We start from the raw sequence: 21,433 nt of genomic DNA on the forward strand, positions 1-21,433 counted from the left end.
TTTACAAATAAATTGATGGAAAGAATTCTTTAAATACTAATTGCTAGTTTACTTATTATATCAACAAATATGGCTTTGCAAAGTTAGAGAACTAAAAGGTAAATATTAGTTACTAAATGTTGGTGGGATAAAAAAATTATTATAATACATTGCTTATGGCTTTTGATGTGAACTCAAACCTATTATATGTGCTTTATATCATATAGCGGAGTATTTTGAAAAATAGGAAATATAGAAATAAAGAAAGGGTGTTCTTAAGCATGAAAAAATTTATTGTTGATTTAAATAGTGATAAAATTGACTTTCCACATTATTTTGAAGAGTGTGTTGGAAGTTGCCATGCGGCAACAGCACTTAGAGAGGATTGGAGAATTCAATTAAGAAAAGTTAAAGAAGAGTTGGGATTTAAATATGTGAGGTTTCACGGATTATTAAATGATGATATGAGTGTATGCTCAAAAGAAGATGGTAAGTATATTTATTCATTTTTTAATATAGATTCAATATTTGATTTTCTTTTAAGTATTGATATGAAGCCATTAGTTGAATTGAGCTTTATGCCTGAAGCATTGGCATCTGGTGAAGAAACAGTTTTTCATTATAAAGGCAATATAACACCCCCCAAAGATTACAAGGAATGGGGAAATTTAATAGAAGCACTGGCTAGACATCTTGTAGACAGATATGGCATTGAAGAAGTTGAAAAATGGTATTTTGAAGTTTGGAACGAACCTAATCTTAAAATGTTTTGGTCCGGTACGAAGGAAGAATACTTTAAGTTGTATAAGACAACTGCACATGCTATTAAAAAAGTTTACAAGAATTTGAAGGTAGGTGGACCGGCCACAGCCTGTGATGAATGGATACCAGACTTAATTAATTTTTGCAGTACCGAAAATGTTCCATTAGATTTTATATCCACACATCATTATCCAACCGATGAACCTTTAGGACATGGTCTTAATATGGAAGAGGCATTGGCTAAAGCTCCTCGTGGGATTACTAAAATAAGGGCTGAAAAAGCCAGAAAAGAAGCTGGAGATTATCCTTTGTTTTATACTGAGTGGAATAGTTCTCCAAGTTGCAGAGATATTTATCACGATGAGCCTTTTGCAGCTGCCTTTGTAGTTAAGTCAATATTTGATAATGTTGGGCTTGTAGATATATATTCTTTTTGGACATTTTCAGACATCTTTGAAGAATTGCCTCAATCTTCAATGCCTTATCATGGTGGATTTGGCCTTTTAAACATTTATGGCATACCAAAACCGACATATAGGGCTTTTGAACTTTTACATCGAACGGGAAATAAATTGCTTACTGTAAATCAAGAAAAAGATTCTCTTGTTGAGCTTTCTGCTGTAATTGATGATAAAAAGCTTATGTTATTTATATATAACCATAATATGCCATTAAATCCTATAGAAGATGTGGAGGTTAGTATAGAAATCAGAGGTTTGGATAGATGGAAGTGCGCATATGCAGAAAGGATAGATGAAGATCATGCAAATCCAAAGAAAGAGTGGATTAAAATGGGTTCACTTGAGTATCTAGATCAGGATATGATTAAAAAACTTATTAATAAGTCGAAGTTGGAAAAAGAATGCGTGGGAATTTCTAACGAAGGAGACAAAAAAATTATAAAACTTTTTCAGCCTAAACATGGTGTTACTGCAATTACTATTGAGTTTTAAAATAAATCTTGAGTTTATTGAAAATTTCATATAATTTATGATAAAAGTTACTATTTTTTAAAGAATAATTTATTTGCTGCAAGTAAGAAAACTAGACGGACAAAAATGCAAAAATAAGTTGGAATATAGTTATGAATAAAAGAAGAAATTTTACACCAGAACAAAGAGCATAAATTGTATTATAGGTATAGAGAAGAAAAAACGTTTAATGAAATCGCTGCTGAATATGAAATAAGTAGTAGTTACTTCAGCAATAGGAAGACCAGACAAACAATCAATAATAATGTGATTTTTATATCCTCAATAAAACTCATAATTTTTATTAGAAGAATCATTAGAAACAGTATGAACACAAAGTTTACAATCCTTTTAGTAATATCAAAGCCGCATAGATGAGCAATAATAAGATTATTACTAAGATAATCAATGAGATCAGAGATTTCGCCGAATTTTTCAGCTTTTATAACAATGATGGCTCTAAAGAGAGCGTGACGAGAATAATCCGTAGGACCAAATTTAGAAGGCGGGAATTCAGGAATAGAAGATAGATCAAGATTACTAAATAAAGAAGTATAAAAATCAATTTTAAGCTTAGAAGTAAAAGGGTCAATAATGTTCAAAACTTGTTGAAGCTGGTACATATAGGGTTTCCTCCTTTAATGTTTAATGATGTTAATAATACAGTAGTTCGACATAAAAGTAATGAAATCCCACATATCAGATAAAAATTTTTAGGGTGATAAGAAAAAAGCATATCTTAAAAATAGCTTAAATCAAGGCTTTTGAGATATGCACAAGTCTATATATTAATTCAATAAAAGCGGGGGAAAGCCTTTGAAAATATAATGCGAAACATCAATATTTTAGAGTTTTTTGGGGTTTGGCAATAGTCTAAAAAAATATAGGGGGTATTAAAAATTAATGATAAAGTTGCTATGACACCGCCAATGGGCTGGAATAGTTGGGATTGTTATGGCGCAAGTGTTACAGAAGATGAGGTAAAAGGGAATGCTGAATATATGGCAAATCATATGAAAGAATGTGGATGGGAGTATGTTGTCGTTGACATACAATGGTATGAGCCAGGAGCAAAGAATTCAATTTATAGACCTTTTGTTCCATTACAAATGGATGAATATTCGCGTTTAATTCCTGCTCCCAACAGATTTCCTAGTTCAAAAAATGGGAAAGGTTTTAAACCATTAGCAGACTATATTCATGATCTTGGACTAAAGTTTGGCATACATATAATGAGAGGTATTCCAAGACAAGCTGTTCATGCTAATACACCGATATATGGGACAGAAGTAAAAGCAAGGGAAATTGCACATATGAATTCTATTTGTTCATGGAATACAGATATGTATGGAGTTGATCCTACTAAGGAAGGTGCACAACAATATTATGACTCTCTTTTTAAATTGTATGCTGATTGGGGAGTAGATTATGTTAAAGTTGATGATATAGCTTATTCAGATATAGGGTATGAGCAATATCATAGTGGAGAAGTAGAACTAATTCGAAATGCTATAGATAAATGTGGTAGAGAAATGGTATTAAGTTTATCACCAGGTCCAGCGTTATTAGAATATGCTGATCATTTAAAGCAGTATGCTAATATGTGGAGAATATCAGGAGACTTTTGGGATAGATGGGATGATTTGTATAATACATTTGAAAGATGTAACCAATGGAGCAAATATGTGGGACCAGGACATTGGCCAGATGCTGATATGTTGCCAATAGGGCATATAGGCATTAGATCATGTGAGCATGGCTTAGGTGATCGATGGACTCGCTTTACAAAAGATGAACAAATGACATTAATGACATTATGGTGTATATTCCGTTCTCCACTTATGGTTGGCTGTGAGTTGAGAGATAACGATGAATGGACTCTTTCTATATTAACTAATGAAGAAGTACTTAGGGCACTTAAACATTCTCATTCAGGACGTCAAGTTTTGCGTTATGGACAATATATTGTATGGTCAGCATTGGATGAAGATGGTAGTTATTATCTTGCAATTTTTAATATTGGACCAATTATAAGCAATTTAGTTTTCCAATTAAATAAAGCAGATATTCCATCAGGTGATTACTTAGTTAGAGATTTATGGAGGCATCAGGTTATTGGAATAGTAAATCAAAACATGAATTTAGAAATTCCATCCCATGGAGTGAGACTTCTTAAGCTTATAAAGAAATAAATTAAAAATGATTATTTTTGATTATCATTTTAAAGTAACAATTAATAAACAGGAGGAGATTTGAATGCAGAAGAAAGCAAAAATGATTTTGGATAAAGATTTTAAAATAAGTAAGGTGGATAAACGTATCTATGGATCGTTCATTGAGCATTTAGGACGTGCAGTTTATGATGGAATTTATGAACCAGATCATAAAAAAAGCGGATGAAATGGGTTTTCGAAAAGATGTAATAGAATTAGTTAAAGAATTAAAAGTTCATGGCGCCAAACAATTTACTATCCTTATTTACATGCTTCTACTTATGGCAGAGGGGAAGTATTAGCATCTGTTATCGACTCTCCCAAATATGATAGTAAAGATTTCAGCGATGTACCATTTTTAGAATCTACTGCCGTAACAAATGATGAAAATGATGAAATTACAATATTTGCTGTAAATAGAGACAAAGATGATTCGATGCTTTTTGAATGTGAATTAAAAGGTTTTGAAAACTATAGATCTATCGAGCATATAGTACTTGAAAATAATGATATAAAAGCAACTAATACAAAAGAAAATCCAGACAATGTTGTTCCTCATAGTAAAAATGATGTTGTAATTGAAGATGGATTGGTAAAGGTGATTTTGCCTAGATTATCATGGAATGTTATTCGGTTGGGAAAAGTTAAAAAATAATTTTTTATGGATAACCAAAATAATAATGTTTTTGGTTATCCATAAACTAAAGTTTGTAAAAAGGTATGGTGGCGACAATGATTAATAATCAAAATTTCATATCATTGAAACAGATTTCAATTAATAAAGGTTTTTGGTCATATTATATAAAACTGATAAAAGATGCGATGATACCATATCAATGGGAAGCATTAAATGATCGTGTTCCTAATGCTGAACCTAGCCATGTTATTAAAAATTTCAAGATAGCAGCAGGTGAAATACAAGGTGAATTTGCTGGAATGGTATTTCAAGATAGTGACTTGTATAAATGGCTTGAAGCAGTTAGCTATAGTTTAATTGTATTTCCGGATACGGAATTAGAAAAAACTGCTGATGAAGTTATCGATTTGATTGCAAAAGTGCAACAAAGTGATGGCTATTTAAATACTTATTTTACAATTAAAGAACCTGACAAAAAATGGACGAATTTAAGAGATTGTCATGAGCTGTATTGTGCTGGACATTTGATAGAAGCAGCAGTTGCTTATTATGAGGCTACAGGAAAGAAAAAATTGCTTGACGTAGCTTGTCGTTTTGCCGATCATATAGATTCAGTCTTTGGACCGGAACCAAATAAGAAAAAAGGTTATCCTGGACATGAAGAGATTGAATTAGCATTAATTAAATTATATAGAGTAACTAACAATGTAAAGTATTTAAACTTAAGCAAATATTTTATTGATGAACGAGGTAAAAGGCCACTCTATTTTGAAATTGAAGCAAAAGAGAGAGGAAACACAAATTTCTTTGATTTATGGGATAAATTAGGACCTAAATATTTTCAAGTGCATTTACCTGTGAAAGAACAAACTACTGCTGAAGGACATGCTGTTAGAGCTGTTTACTTATACTCAGGTATGGCTGATGTTGCATTAGAGACAGGGGATCAATGCCTAATTGATGCTTGTAAAAGATTATGGGACAATTTAACGAAGAAGAGAATGTATATTACAGGAAGTATTGGCTCTATGTCGATAGGGGAGTCTTTAACTTTTGATTATGATCTTCCTAATGATACTAATTATTCAGAGACATGTGCATCCGTAGGGCTTGTGTTTTTTGCATATAGGATGTTACAGATTGATGCTGATAGACAATATTCTGATGTAATGGAGAGAGCTTTGTATAATACAGTTATAAGTGGAATGTCATTAGATGGTAAGAAATTCTTTTATGTAAATCCACTTGAAGTATGGCCGGAAGCTTGTGAAAAGAATAAAGTTAAATCGCATGTGAAATATACAAGACAACCATGGTTTGGATGTGCATGTTGTCCACCTAATATTGCGAGATTGCTGACATCGTTAGGTAAATATATATATTCTAAGAAAGACAAAGAGGTATTTGCTCATTTATATGTTGATAGTGAATTAAAAGAAAAGATTTCAGAAAGTCAAGTAAGTATTAAACAGAGCACCCAATATCCATGGGATGAGAAGATAGATATAGAGGTTGTTTGTGAGAAAGAAACAGAATTTACATTGTCTTTGAGAATACCTGGTTGGTGCAAAGAGGCTAAAATCAAAGTTAATAATGAAGAAATTGATTTAAATAATGTTATGATAAAAGGATATGCAAAAATCAATCGCATATGGAAACATGATAAGGTAGAAGTATATCTTTCAATGCCTGTTATGAGGATAAAAGCTAATCCTAATGTAAGGGAAGATGAGGGTAAAGTTGCTATTCAAAGAGGACCGATTGTATATTGTCTTGAAGAAGTTGATAATGGTAAAAATCTAAATAATATCGTATTACCAACTGATAGTAAGTTTGAAATAAAAAAAGATAAAGATTTAAATGATGTATGCGTTATTGAAACGGATGCTTTTAGAGAGAAATATGATGATTGGAATGATGAACTGTACAAATCTGACGTAAAAGTTTCTTATGAAAAAACAAGAATAAGATTTGTGCCATATTTTGTATGGGCAAATCGTACACCTGGTGAAATGGAAGTTTGGGTACGAGAATGATAAGAAGTTTTTTAATTAGCAGGAATTTTGGATGTGATGTAGAATATAAATATTATAAATGTACGTACATTTATAATAATGGATAGATATATCCGAATGTATGACATTATTTTAATCCAAAGGAGTGATTATTGTGTACAAAGATGAAAAGCCCAGGATAGGCTTTCTAGGTATTATGCAGGAGTTATACGATGATATGTTACCGGGTATCACCGAAAGGCAAGAGATGTATGCACAACAGGTTATAGGCAGATTAGGTGATATTGCGGATTTTTATTTCCCGGGCGCTGCAAAAAACAGAAATGATATAGAAAGGATAGTTAAAGAATTCAATGATAAAGATCTTGACGGAATAATGATCGTGATGCTGACATACGGGCCAGCCACGAATCTTGTGAATGCTTTAAGAAATAATAGGCTTCCAATTATGCTGGCAAATATACAGCCAGAAAGCACTGTGACAGACGATTGGGATATGGGGGACTTGACATACAATCAAGGTGTTCATGGTGCGCAGGATACTTCAAATATTATCCTGAGAATGGGCATAACTTGTCCTGTTATAACAGAGGATTGGCATTCTGATGCATTTAAAGATTTTGTGAATGATTGGGCTAAAACTGTAAAGACAGTAAAAGCTTTGAGGAATATGAAGATAGCACAATTTGGAAGAATGCATGGCATGTATGACATAATGGGTGATGATGCAGCTTTTACAAGAAAATTGGGGCCGCAAATAAATCAAGAGTATATTGGCCAAGTTTTTAGATACATGGAAGAAGCTACCGATGAAGAAATCGACAAAGTCATAGAGGAAAACAAGAAGAATTTCTATATAGATCCTAAATTAAGTGATGAGAGCCACAGATATGCTGCAAGGCTTCAAATAGGATTTAAGAAATTGCTTGAGGAGAAAGGATACGCTGGCTTTAGCGCCCATTTTGATGTGTTTAAAGGCGATGGAAGGTTTAAACAGATACACATGATGGCGGCATCAAACTTGATGGCAGAAGGATATGGCTATGCGGCAGAAGGCGATGTAGTTACGGCAAGCCTGGTGGCAGCAGGTCATGTTTTGATAGGCGATGCACACTTTACTGAGATGTATGCGATGGATTTTAAGAGAGATTCAATTTTGATGAGCCACATGGGAGAGGGCAATTGGAAGATAGCCAGAAAAGATAGACCTATAAAATTAGTCGATCGAGAGCTTGGAATAGGAAAGCTTGATAATCCTCCAACAGTGGTGTTTATGGCTCAACCAGGTATTGCGACACTGGCATCGTTGGTGTCATTGGAAGGCGAAAAATATAGACTTGTTGTTTCAAAGGGAGAAATTTTAGATACAGAAGAAGCAAAGAATATAGAGATGCCGTATTTCCACTTTAAACCTGAAAGTGGAGTTAGAGGATGCTTAAACGGTTGGCTTAAAAATGGTGGTACGCATCATCAGTGCTTGACATTAGGTGATGCTACTAAAAGATGGAAGCTTTTATGCGAGTTATTAGATATCGAGTATGTTGAAGTGTAAAGGGGTTGGTAACATGGCAAAATTTTCAATAGGTATCGATTACGGCACAGAATCTGCAAGAGCATTGCTTTTAAATCTTGATACGGCAGAGGAAGTAGCTTCTTCAACGATGAACTATCCACACGGAGTTATGGATGAGAGACTTCCAGATGGGACAGTATTACCACAGGATTGGGCATTAGAGCATCCAGATGATTATATTGAAGTTCTAAAAAAGATAATTCCAGATGTGATAATAAAGTCTGGTATAAATAAAGATGATGTTGTTGGAATTGGCATAGATTTTACAGCATGTACGATGCTTCCCATAAAAAAAGACGGGACGCCTTTGTGCGATTTACCAGAATATAAATCAAATCCCCATGCGTATGTCAAACTGTGGAAGCATCATGCAGCACAGCCTGAGGCAAATATGTTAAATAAAATTGCATCTGAAAGAGGAGAGGATTTCTTAGCAAGATACGGTGGGAAGATTTCCTCCGAATGGCTGATACCGAAGATATGGCAGATTTTAAATGAGGCTCCAGATATCTATGAAGAAGCAGATAAATTCATAGAAGCGACTGATTGGGTGATATTGAAGCTTACTGGCAATGAAAGGAGAAATAGCTGTACTGCAGGCTATAAAGCGATTTGGCACAAAAGAAAAGGATACCCTTCAAAGGAATTTTTTAAAGCATTAGATGAAAGGCTTGAAAATGTAGTAGATGAAAAGCTGTCAAGAGACATATATCCGTTAGGTACAAAAGCAGGTGAATTAACTGAGGAAATGGCTAATACGATCGGCTTAAACCCTGGTGTTGCTGTTGCGGTAGGCAATGTCGATGCACATGTTTCGCTGCCGGCAGTAGGTGTAGCATCCCCGGGAAAGATGGTTATGATAATGGGCACGTCTATATGCCATGTAGTCTTAGGCGACAAAGAAGTTGAAGTTCCTGGTATGTGTGGAGTGGTTGAAGACGGCATTGTGCCAGGATTTTATGGATATGAAGCTGGACAGTCAGCGGTAGGGGATATATTTGCGTGGTTTGTAGATAATTGTGTTCCAGATGATTACAAAAAAGAAGCCGAAGAAAGAGGCATATCTGTACATCAGCTTTTGACAGAAAAAGCTTCAAAGTTAAAACCGGGGGAAAGCGGACTTCTTGCACTGGATTGGCTTAATGGAAACAGGTCTGTCCTGGTTGATGCGGATCTTACCGGTTTGATTTTAGGATTGACACTTAGGACGAAACCTGAAGAGATATACAGAGCTTTGATAGAGTCAACAGCATATGGTACACGTATGATAATAGATACATTCAATGAGTATGGCATAAAGATAGATGAGCTTTACGCATGTGGCGGACTTCCTGAAAAAAATCCGATGCTTATGCAGATATACGCTGATGTGACAAACTTAGAGATTAAAGTTTCCAAGTCCAATCAGACGCCTGCATTAGGTGCAGCAATGTTTGGTGCAGTGGCGGCAGGAAGGGAAAATGGAGGATTTGACAGCATATTTGAAGCAGCTAAAGTCATACCAAAGTTAAAAGATGAGACGTTCAAGCCTATTTCTGAAAATGTCGAAATTTACGAGAAACTCTTCCAGGAGTACAAACTGCTTCATGATTACTTCGGGAGAGGAGCAAATGATGTGATGAAGAGGCTTAAAAACATAAAAGAGGTGGTTTCAGATGTTAGAGAACCTAAAACAACGTGTATATAAAATGAACATGATGCTTCCTAAAAACAATTTGGTCACAATGACAAGCGGCAATGTCAGCGGAAGAGACCCTGAAACAAATCTTGTTGTCATAAAGCCCAGTGGAGTTTTGTACGATGACATGACGCCAGATGATATGGTAGTCGTGGATTTAGATGGCAATGTGGTTGAAGGTAAGCTAAAACCATCTGTTGATACTGCTACACATCTTTACGTCTACAGACATAGAAGTGATGTGAATGGAATTGTCCATACACACTCACCCTATGCTACAAGTTTTGCAGTACTTGGCCGGTCAATTCCGGTTTATCTTACAGCCATTGCAGACGAGTTTGGATGTGCAATTCCTGTAGGACCTTATGCAAAGATTGGTGGAGAAGAAATAGGGAAGGCTATCGTAGATTATATAGGGGAAAGCCCTGCAATACTTATGAAAAATCACGGTGTTTTTACCATTGGCAATTCACCTGAAGCAGCTTTAAAAGCCGCTGTTATGGTAGAAGATACAGCTAAGACAGTGCACTTATCACTGCTTTTAGGCACACCTGATGTGATACCAGATGAAGAAGTGAAAAGAGCACATGAGAGATATATGACGAAATATGGTCAATGAAAAATATGATGTCAGTTTAATGAAGGAGGATTTTGCATGATAAACATACCAGAAGTTAAAGTAGGAATTGTAGCTACCAGCAGGGATTGTTTCCCTATCACTTTAAGTGAGAAAAGAAGAGATGCGGTAGTAAAAGCGTGTATTGAAAAAGGCATATCTATAAGTGAAATCACCAAAACTGTAGAAAATGAAATAGATGCGATGAATGCACTGAAAGAAGCTTACGATTTAGGCGTAAATGCGCTTGTCGTATACCTTGGGAATTTTGGCCCTGAAGGACCAGAGACGATGCTGGCCCAAAAGTTTGATGGTCCAGTGATGTTCGTAGCCGCAGCGGAGGAGACGAAGGACAATCTTTACGATGGGCGTGGAGATGCATATTGCGGAATGCTTAATGCATCATATAATATAAATTTGAGAAATTTGAGGGTTTATATACCAGAATATCCAGTAGGATATGCAGATGAAATAGCTGATATGATATCCGATTTTAAAGATATTGCGAGAGTGGTACTTGGACTTAAGAAGCTAAAAATAATGAGCTTTGGTCCAAGACCGCAGGATTTCCTCGCTTGCAATGCCCCCATAAAGCCTTTGTACGACTTAGGGATTGAGATAATGGAGAACTCAGAATTGGATCTCTTTGAGGCTTACAATAATCATAAAGATGACAAAAGGATTCCAGATGTCATAAAAGATATGGAAAAGGAATTAGGTTCTGGCAATATGTTTGGTGGGATATTGCCGAAGCTTGCACAGTATGAACTTACATTAAAAGATTGGGTAGAAAAAAATATAGGTGCATCGGAGTACGTTGTGTTTGCAAATAAGTGTTGGCCAGCATTTCAGACACAGTTTGGATTTGTGCCATGCTTTGTGAATTCAAGGCTTGCAGCAAATGGCATACCTGTGGCTTGTGAGACAGACATCTATGGAGCACTTAGCGAGTATATCATAACATGCGCTACAGACTTACCAGCTACGCTTCTTGACATAAACAATACAGTGCCCAAAGATATGTACGAAAGCAATAAGGAAATCATAGGCGATTATAAAAATAGCGATCTTTTTATGGGATTTCACTGCGGCAATACCAGCAGTTGCATGATGAAAAATTTCTCTATGAAGTATCAGAGAATAATGCACAGATTGTTAGAACCTGATAAAGAGCCTGATATAACAAGAGGAACATTGGAAGGCACGATAAGGCCTGGCGATATAACTCTGTTTAGGTTGCAAAGCACTGCAGATACTAAGCTTAGAAGTTACGTGGCCGAAGGTGAAGTGCTGGATATAGATCCTATGTCTTTTGGAAGCATTGGAGTGTTTGCAGTTAAAGAGATGGCTCGCTTCTACAGGCATGTATTGATAGAAAAGAATTTCCCGCATCATGTTGGAGTCGCATTTAAACATGCAGGTAAAGTCTTGTACGCTGCTATGAAGCTATTAGGCGTAGATGATGTTTCATTTAATCAGCCAGCTTCAATGTTGTACAAAAGCGAGAACCCTTTTAAATAAGATGTTTTTAAATTATCACCTGTTAAGATGATTCAGGTGATAATTTTATTACCCATTACTTAAAAAAATAAAATAATTGTGACGAATATTTAATAAATATTTTGTCAGATTTGAAATTTAGTTATATTCTAAGTAAGCGATATAATTATATATAGGTAGATATGATGTGAGGGGGGATGTTCTATTTTGGAAGAAAATGTGCCAAAATATCAAATAGTAAAAGACTATATTACCAATTTAATAATAAAAAACAATATAAACATAGATGATCCACTGCCGACGGAAAGCGAATTAATGGAAATATTCGGTGTAAGCAGACATACTATTAGGAAAGCTCTTGATGACCTTGAAAATGAAGGGTGGCTTTACAGGAAGCAAGGTTTGGGGACTTTTTGTGCTGATAGAAATTCTGTGAAAAGCTATGATAATAAAAATATTGCAGTTATAACAACGTATATAAATGACTATATATTTCCTAGGATCATAAAAGGAATTGATCAAATATTAGCCAAAAACGGATACTCTATATTGCTTTTCAATACGAATAACCGCATTGAAACTGAAATGGACATATTGGAGAACGTCTTGACGAAGGACATTAGAGGACTGATCATCGAGCCTACAAAGAGCGCACTGCCCCATATCAATCTAAATTATTTTGATGAGTTAAAAAACAAAGGGATACCGTACATTTTTATCAATAGCTTTTATGAAGAATTAAATCCATCTTACATCATTCAAGATGATGAAGGTGGAGGATACATGGCAACAGACCATCTTATAAAGCTTGGACACAAAAACATAATAGGCATATTTAAAAGCGACGATAACCAGGGGCTTAATAGGTACAAAGGATATGTTAAAGCCTTAAGGGAACACAATATTAAAATCAAAGAGGACAACATAATCTTTTACACGACAGAGGAAATGAAGACAAAGCCAAGGGAAAAAATATACGAGATATACTCGAAGTGGGTCAATAAACCGACGGCTATTGTCAGTTACAACGACCAAATCGCCATGTGGATATTGGATCCAATAAGAGAATTGGGCTACAGTGTGCCTGATGACATTTCAATCGTAAGCTTTGATGATTCTGATTATGCAGAGCTTTCCAATGTAAAGCTTACGTCCATCATACATCCTAAAGAAGAGATGGGAAGGCTTGCTGCTTCAACACTATTCGACCTTATAAAAAAAGGGAAAAAGGCTTTTGCAAATCCTGTTAATATTTGCATAAAGCCTGAAATAAGGATTAGGAATTCTACTAAGGAGATCGAATTGGAGGAAGTGCGATGAATGATGGCACAAAGATAAAGGAGATAGAAATCTGCAGTGGTGCCTTGTATGATGTTCCGAATATATTGAATAAAGTAGGTATAAATTCTAAAGTATTGCTCGTATGCGATAAAAATACTTACGAAGCGGCAGGATTGACTCTAAAAGATGTATTAAAAGATAAAAAGTACGATGTATTGTTGTGCAATCTGAATAGAAGTGGAAATTTAGTGCCTGATGAAAAAGCAGTAGGTGAAGTGCTGATACATCTTAAAGATGATATCGAGGCTATGATTGCTGTTGGAGCAGGCACAATAAACGATGTTGTGAAGTTTGTAAGCAGCAGAGCCAAAATACCTTATGGCATTGTTGCAACAGCCCCATCGATGGATGGTTATGCGTCATCTGTGTCGCCTCTTATCGTAAATGGCTTTAAAAGGACTTACGATGCTACGTATCCCATATTTATTGTGGGTGATACTAAAGTGCTTAAAGATGCACCATATGACATGATTGCATCAGGATTTGGAGATATAATCGGTAAATTCACCTCATTAGCAGATTGGTATATAGGTAGCATCATAACGGGAGAGGACTACTCTGAAGAAATCGCAGATGATGTAAAAAAGTCCCTTTATAAATGTGTGGATGTCAGCAAAAGCTTAAAAAGCAAAGATGAAAGTGCTGTAAGCAAGCTTATGGATGCGCTAATTTTGTCAGGCATATCGATGCTTAAGTTTGGAAATTCCAGGCCTGCATCAGGTGCTGAGCACCATTTGTCACACTTCATCGAGATGAAAGAACTTTCAAACGGAGAAATTCGTCACTCCCATGGTGCAAAGGTAGGCATCATGACGAAAATTGTTGTCAAACTTTACAATACTGTATTTTCTTTTGACAAAGATGATATTATTGAAATGATGAAGGAAAGAAAAAGTGAATCAAAGGAAGAGTTTGAATTTAGGATAAATAAAAATTTTGGAAACTTATCATCGGAGATTTTTGACGATATAGGTTATTACTATTTGGATGAAAATGATAGAAAGACGAGACAGGAAAGGATTTTGGACAACTGGGATAAGATGCGGAAGTGGGTATCAGAAAATGTGCCGACGGTGGAGTATGTTGATGAGCTTTTAAATGATGCCGGTGCACCAAATGATATCACCTATCTTGAGCTTAAATATGATGAACTTAAAGATGTTTTATTGAATGCAAAAGAGGTAAGAAAGAGGTACACCATATTAAGGCTTGCTGAAGATATAAATATTGACAAGATATTTGACATAGCGATAAAGAATTGAGGCCAAAAGCTCTCAATTCTTTATTAAATTCTGCTAATTATGCCGGAGCTTACAAGTACGATGAGCCAATCCATAAGGCTAAGCCTTGCATTTCCAAATATATTTGCAATAGGGTTTACGTATATGGTTGTCAATAGCGTTGCAATAGATATTGCCACAGATGGCACCAATAATTTATTTTGTGAAATCGGTGTAGCCATTTCTGTACGTCTTGCGTCAAATACATTGAACATCTGTGCCATGACTAAGTTTAAGTATGCCATAGTTTTGGCGATGGCTGGATTTCTAAATGCTTCACCGTATTTAAACGCAAATAGCGTCGTAAATCCTATTAAGGAGCCTCTTTTGAGTATGTAGTTGTATAGTTTGCTGTCAAGCAGTTGTGCATTTTCATTTTTTTTAAGTTTTAATGATGATGGTTCTACGCCTAATGCCAGTGCAGGTATTCCTTCAGTGACGAGATTTATGCTTAAAATCTGGCTTGATGTCAGTGGCATCTCCATGCCTGTCATGGATGCCATGGCTAAAGCTATTATTTCGCCAACATTTCCTGACAAAACGTATCTTAGAAATTTTTTTATGTTTTCGTTGATGCCGCGACCTTCTTTTATAGCAATGACAATTGTAGTGAAATTGTCATCAGCCAGTGTTATATCAGAGGCATTTCTTGTAACATCTGTTCCGCCTTTACCCATTGCAATGCCGATATTTGCTTCTTTTACCGCTGGTGCATCGTTGATGCCATCTCCTGTCATGGCAACGATGTACCCTTTTTTTCTCAAAGCTCTGACGATCTTTAGCTTGTGATGGGGTGAAGTTCTGTAAAATATGTTTACATCATCTATAAGGTTTATTAACTCATCGTCATCCATTTTATCAAGCTCCTGACCTGAAATTGCTTTTTTGTCCTTTAAAAGTCCGATTCTCTTTCCTATTGACATAGCAGTGTTTTTTTGGTCTCCTGTTATCATGACGACGTTAATTCCACTCCTAAGGCATTCTTCAATAGTCTGACTGACTTCATCTTTTGGCGGATCTTCCATGCCTATAAGACCGGCAAATATAAAATCACTGTCAACGTTATTGTCTTCATCGTTTAAAATCTTGTAAGAAACAGCTAAGACTCTTAATGCTTTGTTAGACATTTCATCGTTTTGCTTGATGATCTTGTTTTTGTTTATTTTTCCTAATTTTATAGCTTTGCCTGACCTTAAAAAGTAGCTGCATTTATTTAAGATCACATCAGGAGCCCCTTTTGATATGACCAATTTGTATGAAACAGCATCGACTACGACAGTCATGAATTTGTTTGATGAGTCAAAGGGTATCTCATCAATTTTTTCGTATTCCTCACTTTCAATGCCAGCTTTTGAAGCTGCAACAATTATAGCGCCTTCTGTTGGATCACCAGATACTGTCCAATCATTTCCTTTTTTTATTAATTTTGAATTGCAGCATAAAGCACCATACTGCAAGATTGAATATAGGTCTTTATCATCTTTTGGATTTATCTTAACATTATCGTGATAAAAACCACCTAATGGTGAATACCCAATTCCTGAGATGGTCCAGACTTTGCCAAGGGTTCGTATTTCTTTCACGGTCATTTCATTTTTTGTAAGTGTTCCAGTTTTGTCAGTACATATTACATTAGCTACTCCCAATGTTTCTACAGAATTAAGTTTTCTCACGATGGCATTTCTTTTTGCCATTCGTTGTACACCATAAGCTAAAGCTATTGTCACGATAGTAGATAGGCCTTCGGGTATGGCACCTATGGCAAGGCTTATGCCTATTCCAAGCATCTGTGAAAAAGATTTGCCTTTTATTATGCCGCTTAAAAAAATGCCGAAACTGATTGTTATGATTGCTATTGTTATGTTTTTCCCTAAGATTTCAAGGCTTTTTTTAAGTGGTGATAAAGCATTTCTTTCTTCGTTCAACATTTTTGCAATTTTGCCTATTTCTGTTGACATTCCGGTTGTGACTATGATAAGTTTGCCATATCCTTTAGTTATGTTTGTTCCCATGTAAACCATGTTTTTTCTCTCAGCTAATGGAATATCATCTTTTAATATCACTAAATCATGTTTTGATGATGGGTGTGACTCACCCGTTAGACAGCTTTCGTCGCTTTCTAAATTTTTACTTTCCACTATGCGACCATCGGCAGGGACAATGTCACCTGGTTTTACAATCACTACATCGCCTGGTACAAGTTCTGATGAGCTTAACAATGAAATCTTACCGTCTCTTAAAACAGATGATCGGGGTGATGTCAACTTGTGCAACGATTCTAGAGATTTTTCGGCATTGTACTCTTGAAGTACGCCAAGGCTTGACTCTAATATGACAATTGATATTATTACAATAGAGTCAGCTATATCTCCAATCAACAAAGAAATGCCTCCTGCAAAAAAAAGTATCTTAAAAAGGTAGTTGTTCACCTGATTTAGCATCATTTTAAAGAAAGATGGTTTATTACCGTTTATCAGTTGATTTAAACCGTATGTACTTAATCTTTTTTTAGCTTCAACTGTTGATAGTCCATTGTCAATATCTGTGTTTAGAACTTTTTCTATTTGCTTTTTTGTCATGATGTGCCAAGGGTATTGAGCTTGTTGCTTCATAGGGAAATTATCTTTAGCGTCTCTTATATTGAACTTTATTTTGTATATTTCTTTTTTGATGTCTTCAGCTTTTAATCTGTCATCAAAGGCAATGATGATGTTTCCTGTCATTGGGTTTGCTGTTACACTTAGTATTCCGCTTTTAAGAGATAGATTTTTTTCCAATCTTTTTGCCAATAATTCGTTTCTGTATAGGCCGTTTACAGAAAATCTGATTCGCTTCGTATATGATGTATATTTTCTTATGAGTTCCATCTTCATACCTCCAGAATGCTTTATAATAAAAATATTTTGTCCCAAAATTTTTATTTTAGAGAAGGAAAAATTATGAATGACATAGCGATGGTTTTATTAATATTATTTGCAAATACAGGTTAAAATAAATAAAAACAAACAGGAGGTTTTTAGTATGAGCAAAGAATTTTGGATTGGCGTAGGTGTATTGGGATTAGCATTTTTATTGGCAAAACCGGCAAAGAGGTTAGCGGTAGGTCTTGTAGGTACTGCCATGATTATTGCTGATAAAGGCAAAGAATTGGCTATGAATGTAAAAGAGGAAGTAGAAGATATAATAGCCGAAGCTCAGTATCAACATACTCAATCAAAAATAAATACACAGCCTGAAACAGCAGATAATCCCTCATAAGAGGGATTATGCACGTATTTGGAGGATTTAACATGATAAGAGAGATTTTTTCGCTGACTGGATTAGCACGATTAAGCTTTGATGCACTTTACAAAGATAAATCTATTGAAAATAAGATAAACCATTATTTAAAAAGTTCTAAAGGAATCAAATATATAAGTGCCAGCAGTGTTACTGGAAAAGTGCTTGTAAAGTACGAAGGCAAGACCATAGGAGAAATAAAAAGAGAAATCATAGATACGATTTTCAAAGATGATGTAGATGATGAGATAAAGCCATATGAACCAGAAGATCTTCCATTAAAGACTCAATTTTTTATGGTGTCTCTTCCAATGGTTGCTACGATTTACACTGTGTTAAAGCGCATATTTGCTGGCAAATCGCCGCTAAGCGGTCATTATGGACTACTAAGTATATCGTCAATTGTATCGATTGTTGCTGGATATCCAATATTTAGAAGCGGTATAAATACACTGCTTAAGGAGCGCAAAATAAATGGAGATTTAATGATAACAATTGCTACTACTATAACGCTTCTTATGAGAGAAAGCATATTAGGACTTGTGGTTATTTTTCTGGTCAATTTAAGTGTCTTTATTCACTCCTTAAACATACACTATAATAAAAAAGCACTTGAAAGTTTCCTTAAATTAAAACCGGGGAAAGTGTGGATGGCATTAGAAGGGAAAGAAATAGAAGTACCTGTAGAGGAGCTTAATGAAGGCGATGTGATTTCGCTCAAAAAAGGTGATGTGGCGCCGTTTGAATGCGAAGTAGTAGAAGGCAGTGCAGTCGTGGACGAAAAGTATATACGAGGAAAAGTGAAATACGTTGAAAAGAAAAAAGGAGATAAAATAATTGAATCATCTTTGCTGATAGACGGGGAAGTAAAGGCCAGAATAACTGACATTGAGGCAAACGAGAGCATAGAAGATCTGTACAAAATTGTGGAATTAGAGTCAAGGGAGAAATATATTACAAATACTGCTGACGTATATATTAACAAAGTTATACCGCTGTCTTTTATCATAACGGGGCTTGTGGCATTTTGTACGAAGGATATATTAAAAGGAATATCATCCATGCTTGTTTTATGTCCATGTACTTTTGCACATGGTTCTACTGGCGTCTACGGCATAGCTGTCAAAAATGCTGCAAAGAGAGGCATATTGATAAAAAGCTCATCTGCAATCGAAAATATGGCAAAAGCCGATATGTTGATTTTTGATAAAACGGGAACACTTACGGAAGGCAGACCTATTGTAAGTGAAATTTTACCGTCATCAAGTACTGACAAAAATCATATATTAAAGATAGCTGCGTCTGCAGAATCTGGTGTCGTACATCCTGTAGCATTGTCTATAATTAAAAAAGCAGATGATATGGGAATAAAGGTTGAGGATTTTTCTCATGGCAGAGAAGTCAAAAGCATGGGTGCTTTTGCTTATGTAGATGGGAAACAATTGCATGTTGGCAATGAGAGATTTATGGAGATAAACAACATTGATCTACATGATGTGGAGGATCTTAGCAATGTTTTAAAAAACCTAAATAGAGGTGTGATATACGTTGCTGTTGATGGAAATGCTATTGGAGTCATCGGAATGAAAGACGTGCTTAAGAAAAAAAGTAAAGCTGCAGTAGAATTTGCACGATCGTTAGGCTTTAACGATGATAGCATTTATATTTTATCAGGTGATGATAAAGAGCCTACAGATAGAGTTGCTTATGAGTTAGGTATAATCAATGCGTTTAGTTCAGTATCGCCTGAGGAGAAGAAAAATTTTGTAGAATGGCAAAAAGATTATGGCAAAACCGTCATAATGGTTGGTGATGGGCTAAATGATGTTAAGGCGATGAGAAGCGCTGATGTTGGAATCATTTTAGGAAGGCCCATAAGTAAAAAAATATTAAAAGCGCTCGATGTGGCTGTAATCGACGAAAATCCTTTAAAAATAACGTATTTAATAGAGCTATCAAGGTATTCAAAAGAAGTGATAAAGCAAAATCATGTTATAGCATCGATGATGAGCTATATAGAATACATCATGACACTTTTTGGCGAGGTGAATCCATTTACGGCTGCAATGCTTCACAGCATGAATCAAATCATAATATTGGCAAATTCGCTTAAAGTTTATAAATATTCATCAAGGAGGATTATTTCTGATGGAAGAAATGAAAAAAAGATTTGAAGAAGCTTCGAAAGTTTTAAGACAGACGGTTGACATATCTTTTACAGAGTATTCAAAGGATAAATCGACTAAAAACGAAATTGTAAAATTGTGGCAAGAAACAATTAACGATTTTTTACAGTATGCTGTAAAGATGAGCGAAAAACACCAAGCTAAAGAGCTGTATAAATCTATTGCAAGGGCACTCATTTTTGGAAAATAGCGATTTAATAATATATTTTTTTCGGGATAAAATAATAGAAGAACCTATGAAGGGAGGAAACTTCAATGGGTATCGCTAAAACTTTAGGAAGTAGAAGCTTTTTCTGGGGAATTGGTGTTGCTGCATTAAGTTATATCCTATTTCCAAAAGCAAAGGAAAAGGTAAAGCCAGTCCTGGTAAATGGCGTTAAAAGCACTTATGATATGGCTGATAAGGCATCTTCAGTAATTAATAAAGGCAAAGATAGAATAGCAAAAATGTTTAATGACAATGAAAGAAATAACGTTGAAGATGAAAATTTATATCAAAGCGAAATAGACAGCTTAGAAAAAGAGAGAGAGAAGGCAATAAGAGAAGTAAATGAGCTTAAAAGCAGGATAGAGATGTTAGAAAGTGAGTTAAGCAGATTAAAAACTGCTGAATGATTAATAAAACCCAACTAAACGTTGGGCTTTTTTTAGTGTAATCCGAATTATTGATGATCTTTTGTATTATATCCTATTTTTTTAACAGTAAAGTTTATTATATGTTCCGCATCATTTATGGCTTTAAGTACATCACTTTCGTTTATTTCAATTTCAAATGGATATCTTGGCTGCACACCATATACTGTAAGGCTTGAGCAAAACTTACTTATTTCATCGAAATCATTGTCAATACTTGAACACGTTTTGCAAAGCAATCTTAAATCATGAGTTCGCAATGGTTCAACATCGTGATAAATTAAATATGCTTTTAAAACTTTTTCTACAGCTTGTTGGCAATGGTAACATATAATTTCAAATGGAGCTGGGTGCATGTTTAAAAGAAATTTTGCGCTAGAGAAGTCCTTATTTGAAAAGTCAAGCCATTCTTTTACTATGTCTATTTTTTTCATATAATAATATCCCATCTCTTGCAATTTTTCTTTCAAGCGTAGGTAAGCGTCTGCGACTATTAAAATCGCTTGATTTAGTCACAATTAGATCAACAGGTCTTGTCTGAACTTTATATAATAAATCGCCTAAAAGCTGCATAGCTTCTATTGGTCGAATGCTGTTGTCAGGTATAATTACAAATATGTCATAATCACTTTCTTCTGATGGTGTTCCATAAGCATATGAGCCAAAAAGATATATTTTATCAGCATCAATATTACTGAGTATTAGATTTTTAATAATTTCTAGCTCGTCTTTATTTTGAATATTCATTTAATCACCTGCTATTTTTCATA

General features: G+C 35.1%; 20 protein-coding genes. 16 read left to right on the plus strand and 4 right to left on the minus strand.

Annotated features, from left to right (window positions below):
- Positions 1 to 260 precede the first annotated feature (260 nt).
- Positions 261 to 1,694 carry a GH39 family glycosyl hydrolase gene (locus JJQ93_RS00390; RefSeq protein ID WP_274892351.1) on the plus strand — a complete coding sequence of 478 codons (1,434 nt, stop codon included), beginning with the start codon at positions 261 to 263 and terminating at the stop codon, positions 1,692 to 1,694.
- 242 nt (positions 1,695 to 1,936) lie between these two features.
- Here the strand turns inward: JJQ93_RS00390 and JJQ93_RS00395 are convergent, their stop codons facing one another.
- The gene (locus JJQ93_RS00395; protein WP_274892352.1) at positions 1,937 to 2,335 is read right to left on the minus strand and encodes a transposase; all 399 of its coding nucleotides are present in this window, start codon (positions 2,333 to 2,335) and stop codon (positions 1,937 to 1,939) included.
- Positions 2,336 to 2,629: 294 nt separating this feature from the next.
- On the opposite strand from JJQ93_RS00395, the gene JJQ93_RS00400 reads away from it, so the two are divergent.
- The 11 genes from JJQ93_RS00400 to JJQ93_RS00450 all read left to right on the plus strand — a co-directional run bounded on the left by JJQ93_RS00400 (position 2,630) and on the right by JJQ93_RS00450 (position 14,547).
- Positions 2,630 to 3,904, plus strand: coding sequence for a glycoside hydrolase family 27 protein (locus tag JJQ93_RS00400; RefSeq protein ID WP_274892353.1), 1,275 nt, complete (start codon positions 2,630 to 2,632; stop codon positions 3,902 to 3,904).
- Positions 3,905 to 3,968: 64 nt separating this feature from the next.
- Positions 3,969 to 4,112 carry a hypothetical protein gene (locus tag JJQ93_RS00405; RefSeq protein WP_274892354.1) on the plus strand — a complete coding sequence of 48 codons (144 nt, stop codon included), beginning with the start codon at positions 3,969 to 3,971 and terminating at the stop codon, positions 4,110 to 4,112.
- On the plus strand, positions 4,072 to 4,227 hold the full coding sequence (locus JJQ93_RS00410) for a hypothetical protein (RefSeq protein ID WP_274892355.1): 156 nt from the start codon (positions 4,072 to 4,074) through the stop codon (positions 4,225 to 4,227). The genes JJQ93_RS00405 and JJQ93_RS00410 overlap by 41 nt, the downstream gene beginning before the upstream one ends.
- Positions 4,176 to 4,580: an alpha-L-arabinofuranosidase C-terminal domain-containing protein gene (locus JJQ93_RS00415; RefSeq protein WP_274894018.1), complete on the plus strand. Its 405-nt coding sequence runs from the start codon at positions 4,176 to 4,178 to the stop codon at positions 4,578 to 4,580. The genes JJQ93_RS00410 and JJQ93_RS00415 overlap by 52 nt, the downstream gene beginning before the upstream one ends.
- 77 nt (positions 4,581 to 4,657) lie before the next feature.
- Positions 4,658 to 6,598, plus strand: a complete 1,941-nt coding sequence (locus tag JJQ93_RS00420) for a glycoside hydrolase family 127 protein (protein WP_274892356.1) — start codon at positions 4,658 to 4,660, stop codon at positions 6,596 to 6,598.
- Positions 6,599 to 6,731: 133 nt separating this feature from the next.
- Positions 6,732 to 8,129, plus strand: a complete 1,398-nt coding sequence (locus JJQ93_RS00425) for an L-fucose/L-arabinose isomerase family protein (RefSeq protein ID WP_274892357.1) — start codon at positions 6,732 to 6,734, stop codon at positions 8,127 to 8,129.
- A gap of 13 nt (positions 8,130 to 8,142) precedes the next feature.
- Positions 8,143 to 9,837, plus strand: a complete 1,695-nt coding sequence (locus JJQ93_RS00430; RefSeq protein WP_274892358.1) for a ribulokinase — start codon at positions 8,143 to 8,145, stop codon at positions 9,835 to 9,837.
- On the plus strand, positions 9,806 to 10,447 hold the full coding sequence (locus JJQ93_RS00435; RefSeq protein WP_274892359.1) for an L-ribulose-5-phosphate 4-epimerase: 642 nt from the start codon (positions 9,806 to 9,808) through the stop codon (positions 10,445 to 10,447). Before JJQ93_RS00430 ends, JJQ93_RS00435 begins: the two co-directional genes overlap by 32 nt.
- A 36-nt stretch (positions 10,448 to 10,483) precedes the next feature.
- Positions 10,484 to 11,965 (plus strand): L-fucose/L-arabinose isomerase family protein, encoded by a 1,482-nt coding sequence (locus JJQ93_RS00440; protein WP_085112264.1) that lies wholly within the window; start codon positions 10,484 to 10,486, stop codon positions 11,963 to 11,965.
- A gap of 186 nt (positions 11,966 to 12,151) precedes the next feature.
- Positions 12,152 to 13,264 carry a GntR family transcriptional regulator gene (locus JJQ93_RS00445; protein ID WP_274892360.1) on the plus strand — a complete coding sequence of 371 codons (1,113 nt, stop codon included), beginning with the start codon at positions 12,152 to 12,154 and terminating at the stop codon, positions 13,262 to 13,264.
- Entirely contained in the window at positions 13,261 to 14,547 is a 1,287-nt protein-coding gene (locus tag JJQ93_RS00450) for a sn-glycerol-1-phosphate dehydrogenase (RefSeq protein ID WP_274892361.1), read from the plus strand. Before JJQ93_RS00445 ends, JJQ93_RS00450 begins: the two co-directional genes overlap by 4 nt.
- 23 nt (positions 14,548 to 14,570) lie before the next feature.
- Here the strand turns inward: JJQ93_RS00450 and JJQ93_RS00455 are convergent, their stop codons facing one another.
- On the minus strand, positions 14,571 to 17,432 hold the full coding sequence (locus JJQ93_RS00455) for a cation-translocating P-type ATPase (RefSeq protein WP_274892362.1): 2,862 nt from the start codon (positions 17,430 to 17,432) through the stop codon (positions 14,571 to 14,573).
- A 154-nt stretch (positions 17,433 to 17,586) separates the two neighbouring features.
- On the opposite strand from JJQ93_RS00455, the gene JJQ93_RS00460 reads away from it, so the two are divergent.
- The 4 genes from JJQ93_RS00460 to JJQ93_RS00475 all read left to right on the plus strand — a co-directional run bounded on the left by JJQ93_RS00460 (position 17,587) and on the right by JJQ93_RS00475 (position 20,645).
- Positions 17,587 to 17,823: a hypothetical protein gene (locus tag JJQ93_RS00460; protein ID WP_045411594.1), complete on the plus strand. Its 237-nt coding sequence runs from the start codon at positions 17,587 to 17,589 to the stop codon at positions 17,821 to 17,823.
- A gap of 32 nt (positions 17,824 to 17,855) precedes the next feature.
- Complete coding sequence (locus JJQ93_RS00465; RefSeq protein WP_274892363.1) at positions 17,856 to 20,018, plus strand: heavy metal translocating P-type ATPase; 2,163 nt, start codon at positions 17,856 to 17,858, stop codon at positions 20,016 to 20,018.
- Positions 19,993 to 20,220 (plus strand): hypothetical protein, encoded by a 228-nt coding sequence (locus JJQ93_RS00470; RefSeq protein WP_045411600.1) that lies wholly within the window; start codon positions 19,993 to 19,995, stop codon positions 20,218 to 20,220. Before JJQ93_RS00465 ends, JJQ93_RS00470 begins: the two co-directional genes overlap by 26 nt.
- A gap of 65 nt (positions 20,221 to 20,285) precedes the next feature.
- Positions 20,286 to 20,645, plus strand: coding sequence for a Na(+)/H(+) antiporter (locus JJQ93_RS00475; protein WP_045411603.1), 360 nt, complete (start codon positions 20,286 to 20,288; stop codon positions 20,643 to 20,645).
- Between the two features lie 47 nt (positions 20,646 to 20,692).
- On the opposite strand, the gene JJQ93_RS00480 is transcribed toward JJQ93_RS00475, so the two are convergent.
- Positions 20,693 to 21,097, minus strand: a complete 405-nt coding sequence (locus JJQ93_RS00480; RefSeq protein ID WP_045411606.1) for a HEPN domain-containing protein — start codon at positions 21,095 to 21,097, stop codon at positions 20,693 to 20,695.
- A complete protein-coding gene (locus JJQ93_RS00485; RefSeq protein ID WP_274892364.1) occupies positions 21,063 to 21,410 on the minus strand; it encodes a nucleotidyltransferase domain-containing protein in 348 nt (115 codons plus the stop codon). Before JJQ93_RS00485 ends, JJQ93_RS00480 begins: the two co-directional genes overlap by 35 nt.
- Positions 21,411 to 21,433: the final 23 nt, after the last annotated feature.

The organism is Thermoanaerobacterium sp. R66, assembly GCF_028895185.1.
Taxonomy (GTDB): Bacteria; Bacillota; Thermoanaerobacteria; order Thermoanaerobacterales; family Thermoanaerobacteraceae; genus Thermoanaerobacterium.

What these genes read in the sequence shown, in the direction of transcription:
- JJQ93_RS00475 (WP_045411603.1), top strand. Translation starts at nt 20,286, where the DNA reads ATGGGTATCGCTAAAACTTTAGGAAGTAGAAGCTTTTTCTGGGGAATT.
- JJQ93_RS00465 (WP_274892363.1), top strand. Translation starts at nt 17,856, where the DNA reads ATGATAAGAGAGATTTTTTCGCTGACTGGATTAGCACGATTAAGCTTT.
- JJQ93_RS00470 (WP_045411600.1), top strand. Translation starts at nt 19,993, where the DNA reads ATGGAAGAAATGAAAAAAAGATTTGAAGAAGCTTCGAAAGTTTTAAGA.
- JJQ93_RS00410 (WP_274892355.1), top strand. Translation starts at nt 4,072, where the DNA reads ATGATGGAATTTATGAACCAGATCATAAAAAAAGCGGATGAAATGGGT.
- JJQ93_RS00390 (WP_274892351.1), top strand. Translation starts at nt 261, where the DNA reads ATGAAAAAATTTATTGTTGATTTAAATAGTGATAAAATTGACTTTCCA.
- JJQ93_RS00455 (WP_274892362.1), bottom strand. Translation starts at nt 17,432, where the DNA reads ATGGAACTCATAAGAAAATATACATCATATACGAAGCGAATCAGATTT.
- JJQ93_RS00485 (WP_274892364.1), bottom strand. Translation starts at nt 21,410, where the DNA reads ATGAATATTCAAAATAAAGACGAGCTAGAAATTATTAAAAATCTAATA.
- JJQ93_RS00480 (WP_045411606.1), bottom strand. Translation starts at nt 21,097, where the DNA reads ATGAAAAAAATAGACATAGTAAAAGAATGGCTTGACTTTTCAAATAAG.
- JJQ93_RS00405 (WP_274892354.1), top strand. Translation starts at nt 3,969, where the DNA reads ATGCAGAAGAAAGCAAAAATGATTTTGGATAAAGATTTTAAAATAAGT.
- JJQ93_RS00395 (WP_274892352.1), bottom strand. Translation starts at nt 2,335, where the DNA reads ATGTACCAGCTTCAACAAGTTTTGAACATTATTGACCCTTTTACTTCT.
- JJQ93_RS00460 (WP_045411594.1), top strand. Translation starts at nt 17,587, where the DNA reads ATGAGCAAAGAATTTTGGATTGGCGTAGGTGTATTGGGATTAGCATTT.
- JJQ93_RS00435 (WP_274892359.1), top strand. Translation starts at nt 9,806, where the DNA reads ATGTTAGAGAACCTAAAACAACGTGTATATAAAATGAACATGATGCTT.
- JJQ93_RS00430 (WP_274892358.1), top strand. Translation starts at nt 8,143, where the DNA reads ATGGCAAAATTTTCAATAGGTATCGATTACGGCACAGAATCTGCAAGA.
- JJQ93_RS00450 (WP_274892361.1), top strand. Translation starts at nt 13,261, where the DNA reads ATGAATGATGGCACAAAGATAAAGGAGATAGAAATCTGCAGTGGTGCC.
- JJQ93_RS00440 (WP_085112264.1), top strand. Translation starts at nt 10,484, where the DNA reads ATGATAAACATACCAGAAGTTAAAGTAGGAATTGTAGCTACCAGCAGG.
- JJQ93_RS00420 (WP_274892356.1), top strand. Translation starts at nt 4,658, where the DNA reads ATGATTAATAATCAAAATTTCATATCATTGAAACAGATTTCAATTAAT.
- JJQ93_RS00400 (WP_274892353.1), top strand. Translation starts at nt 2,630, where the DNA reads ATGACACCGCCAATGGGCTGGAATAGTTGGGATTGTTATGGCGCAAGT.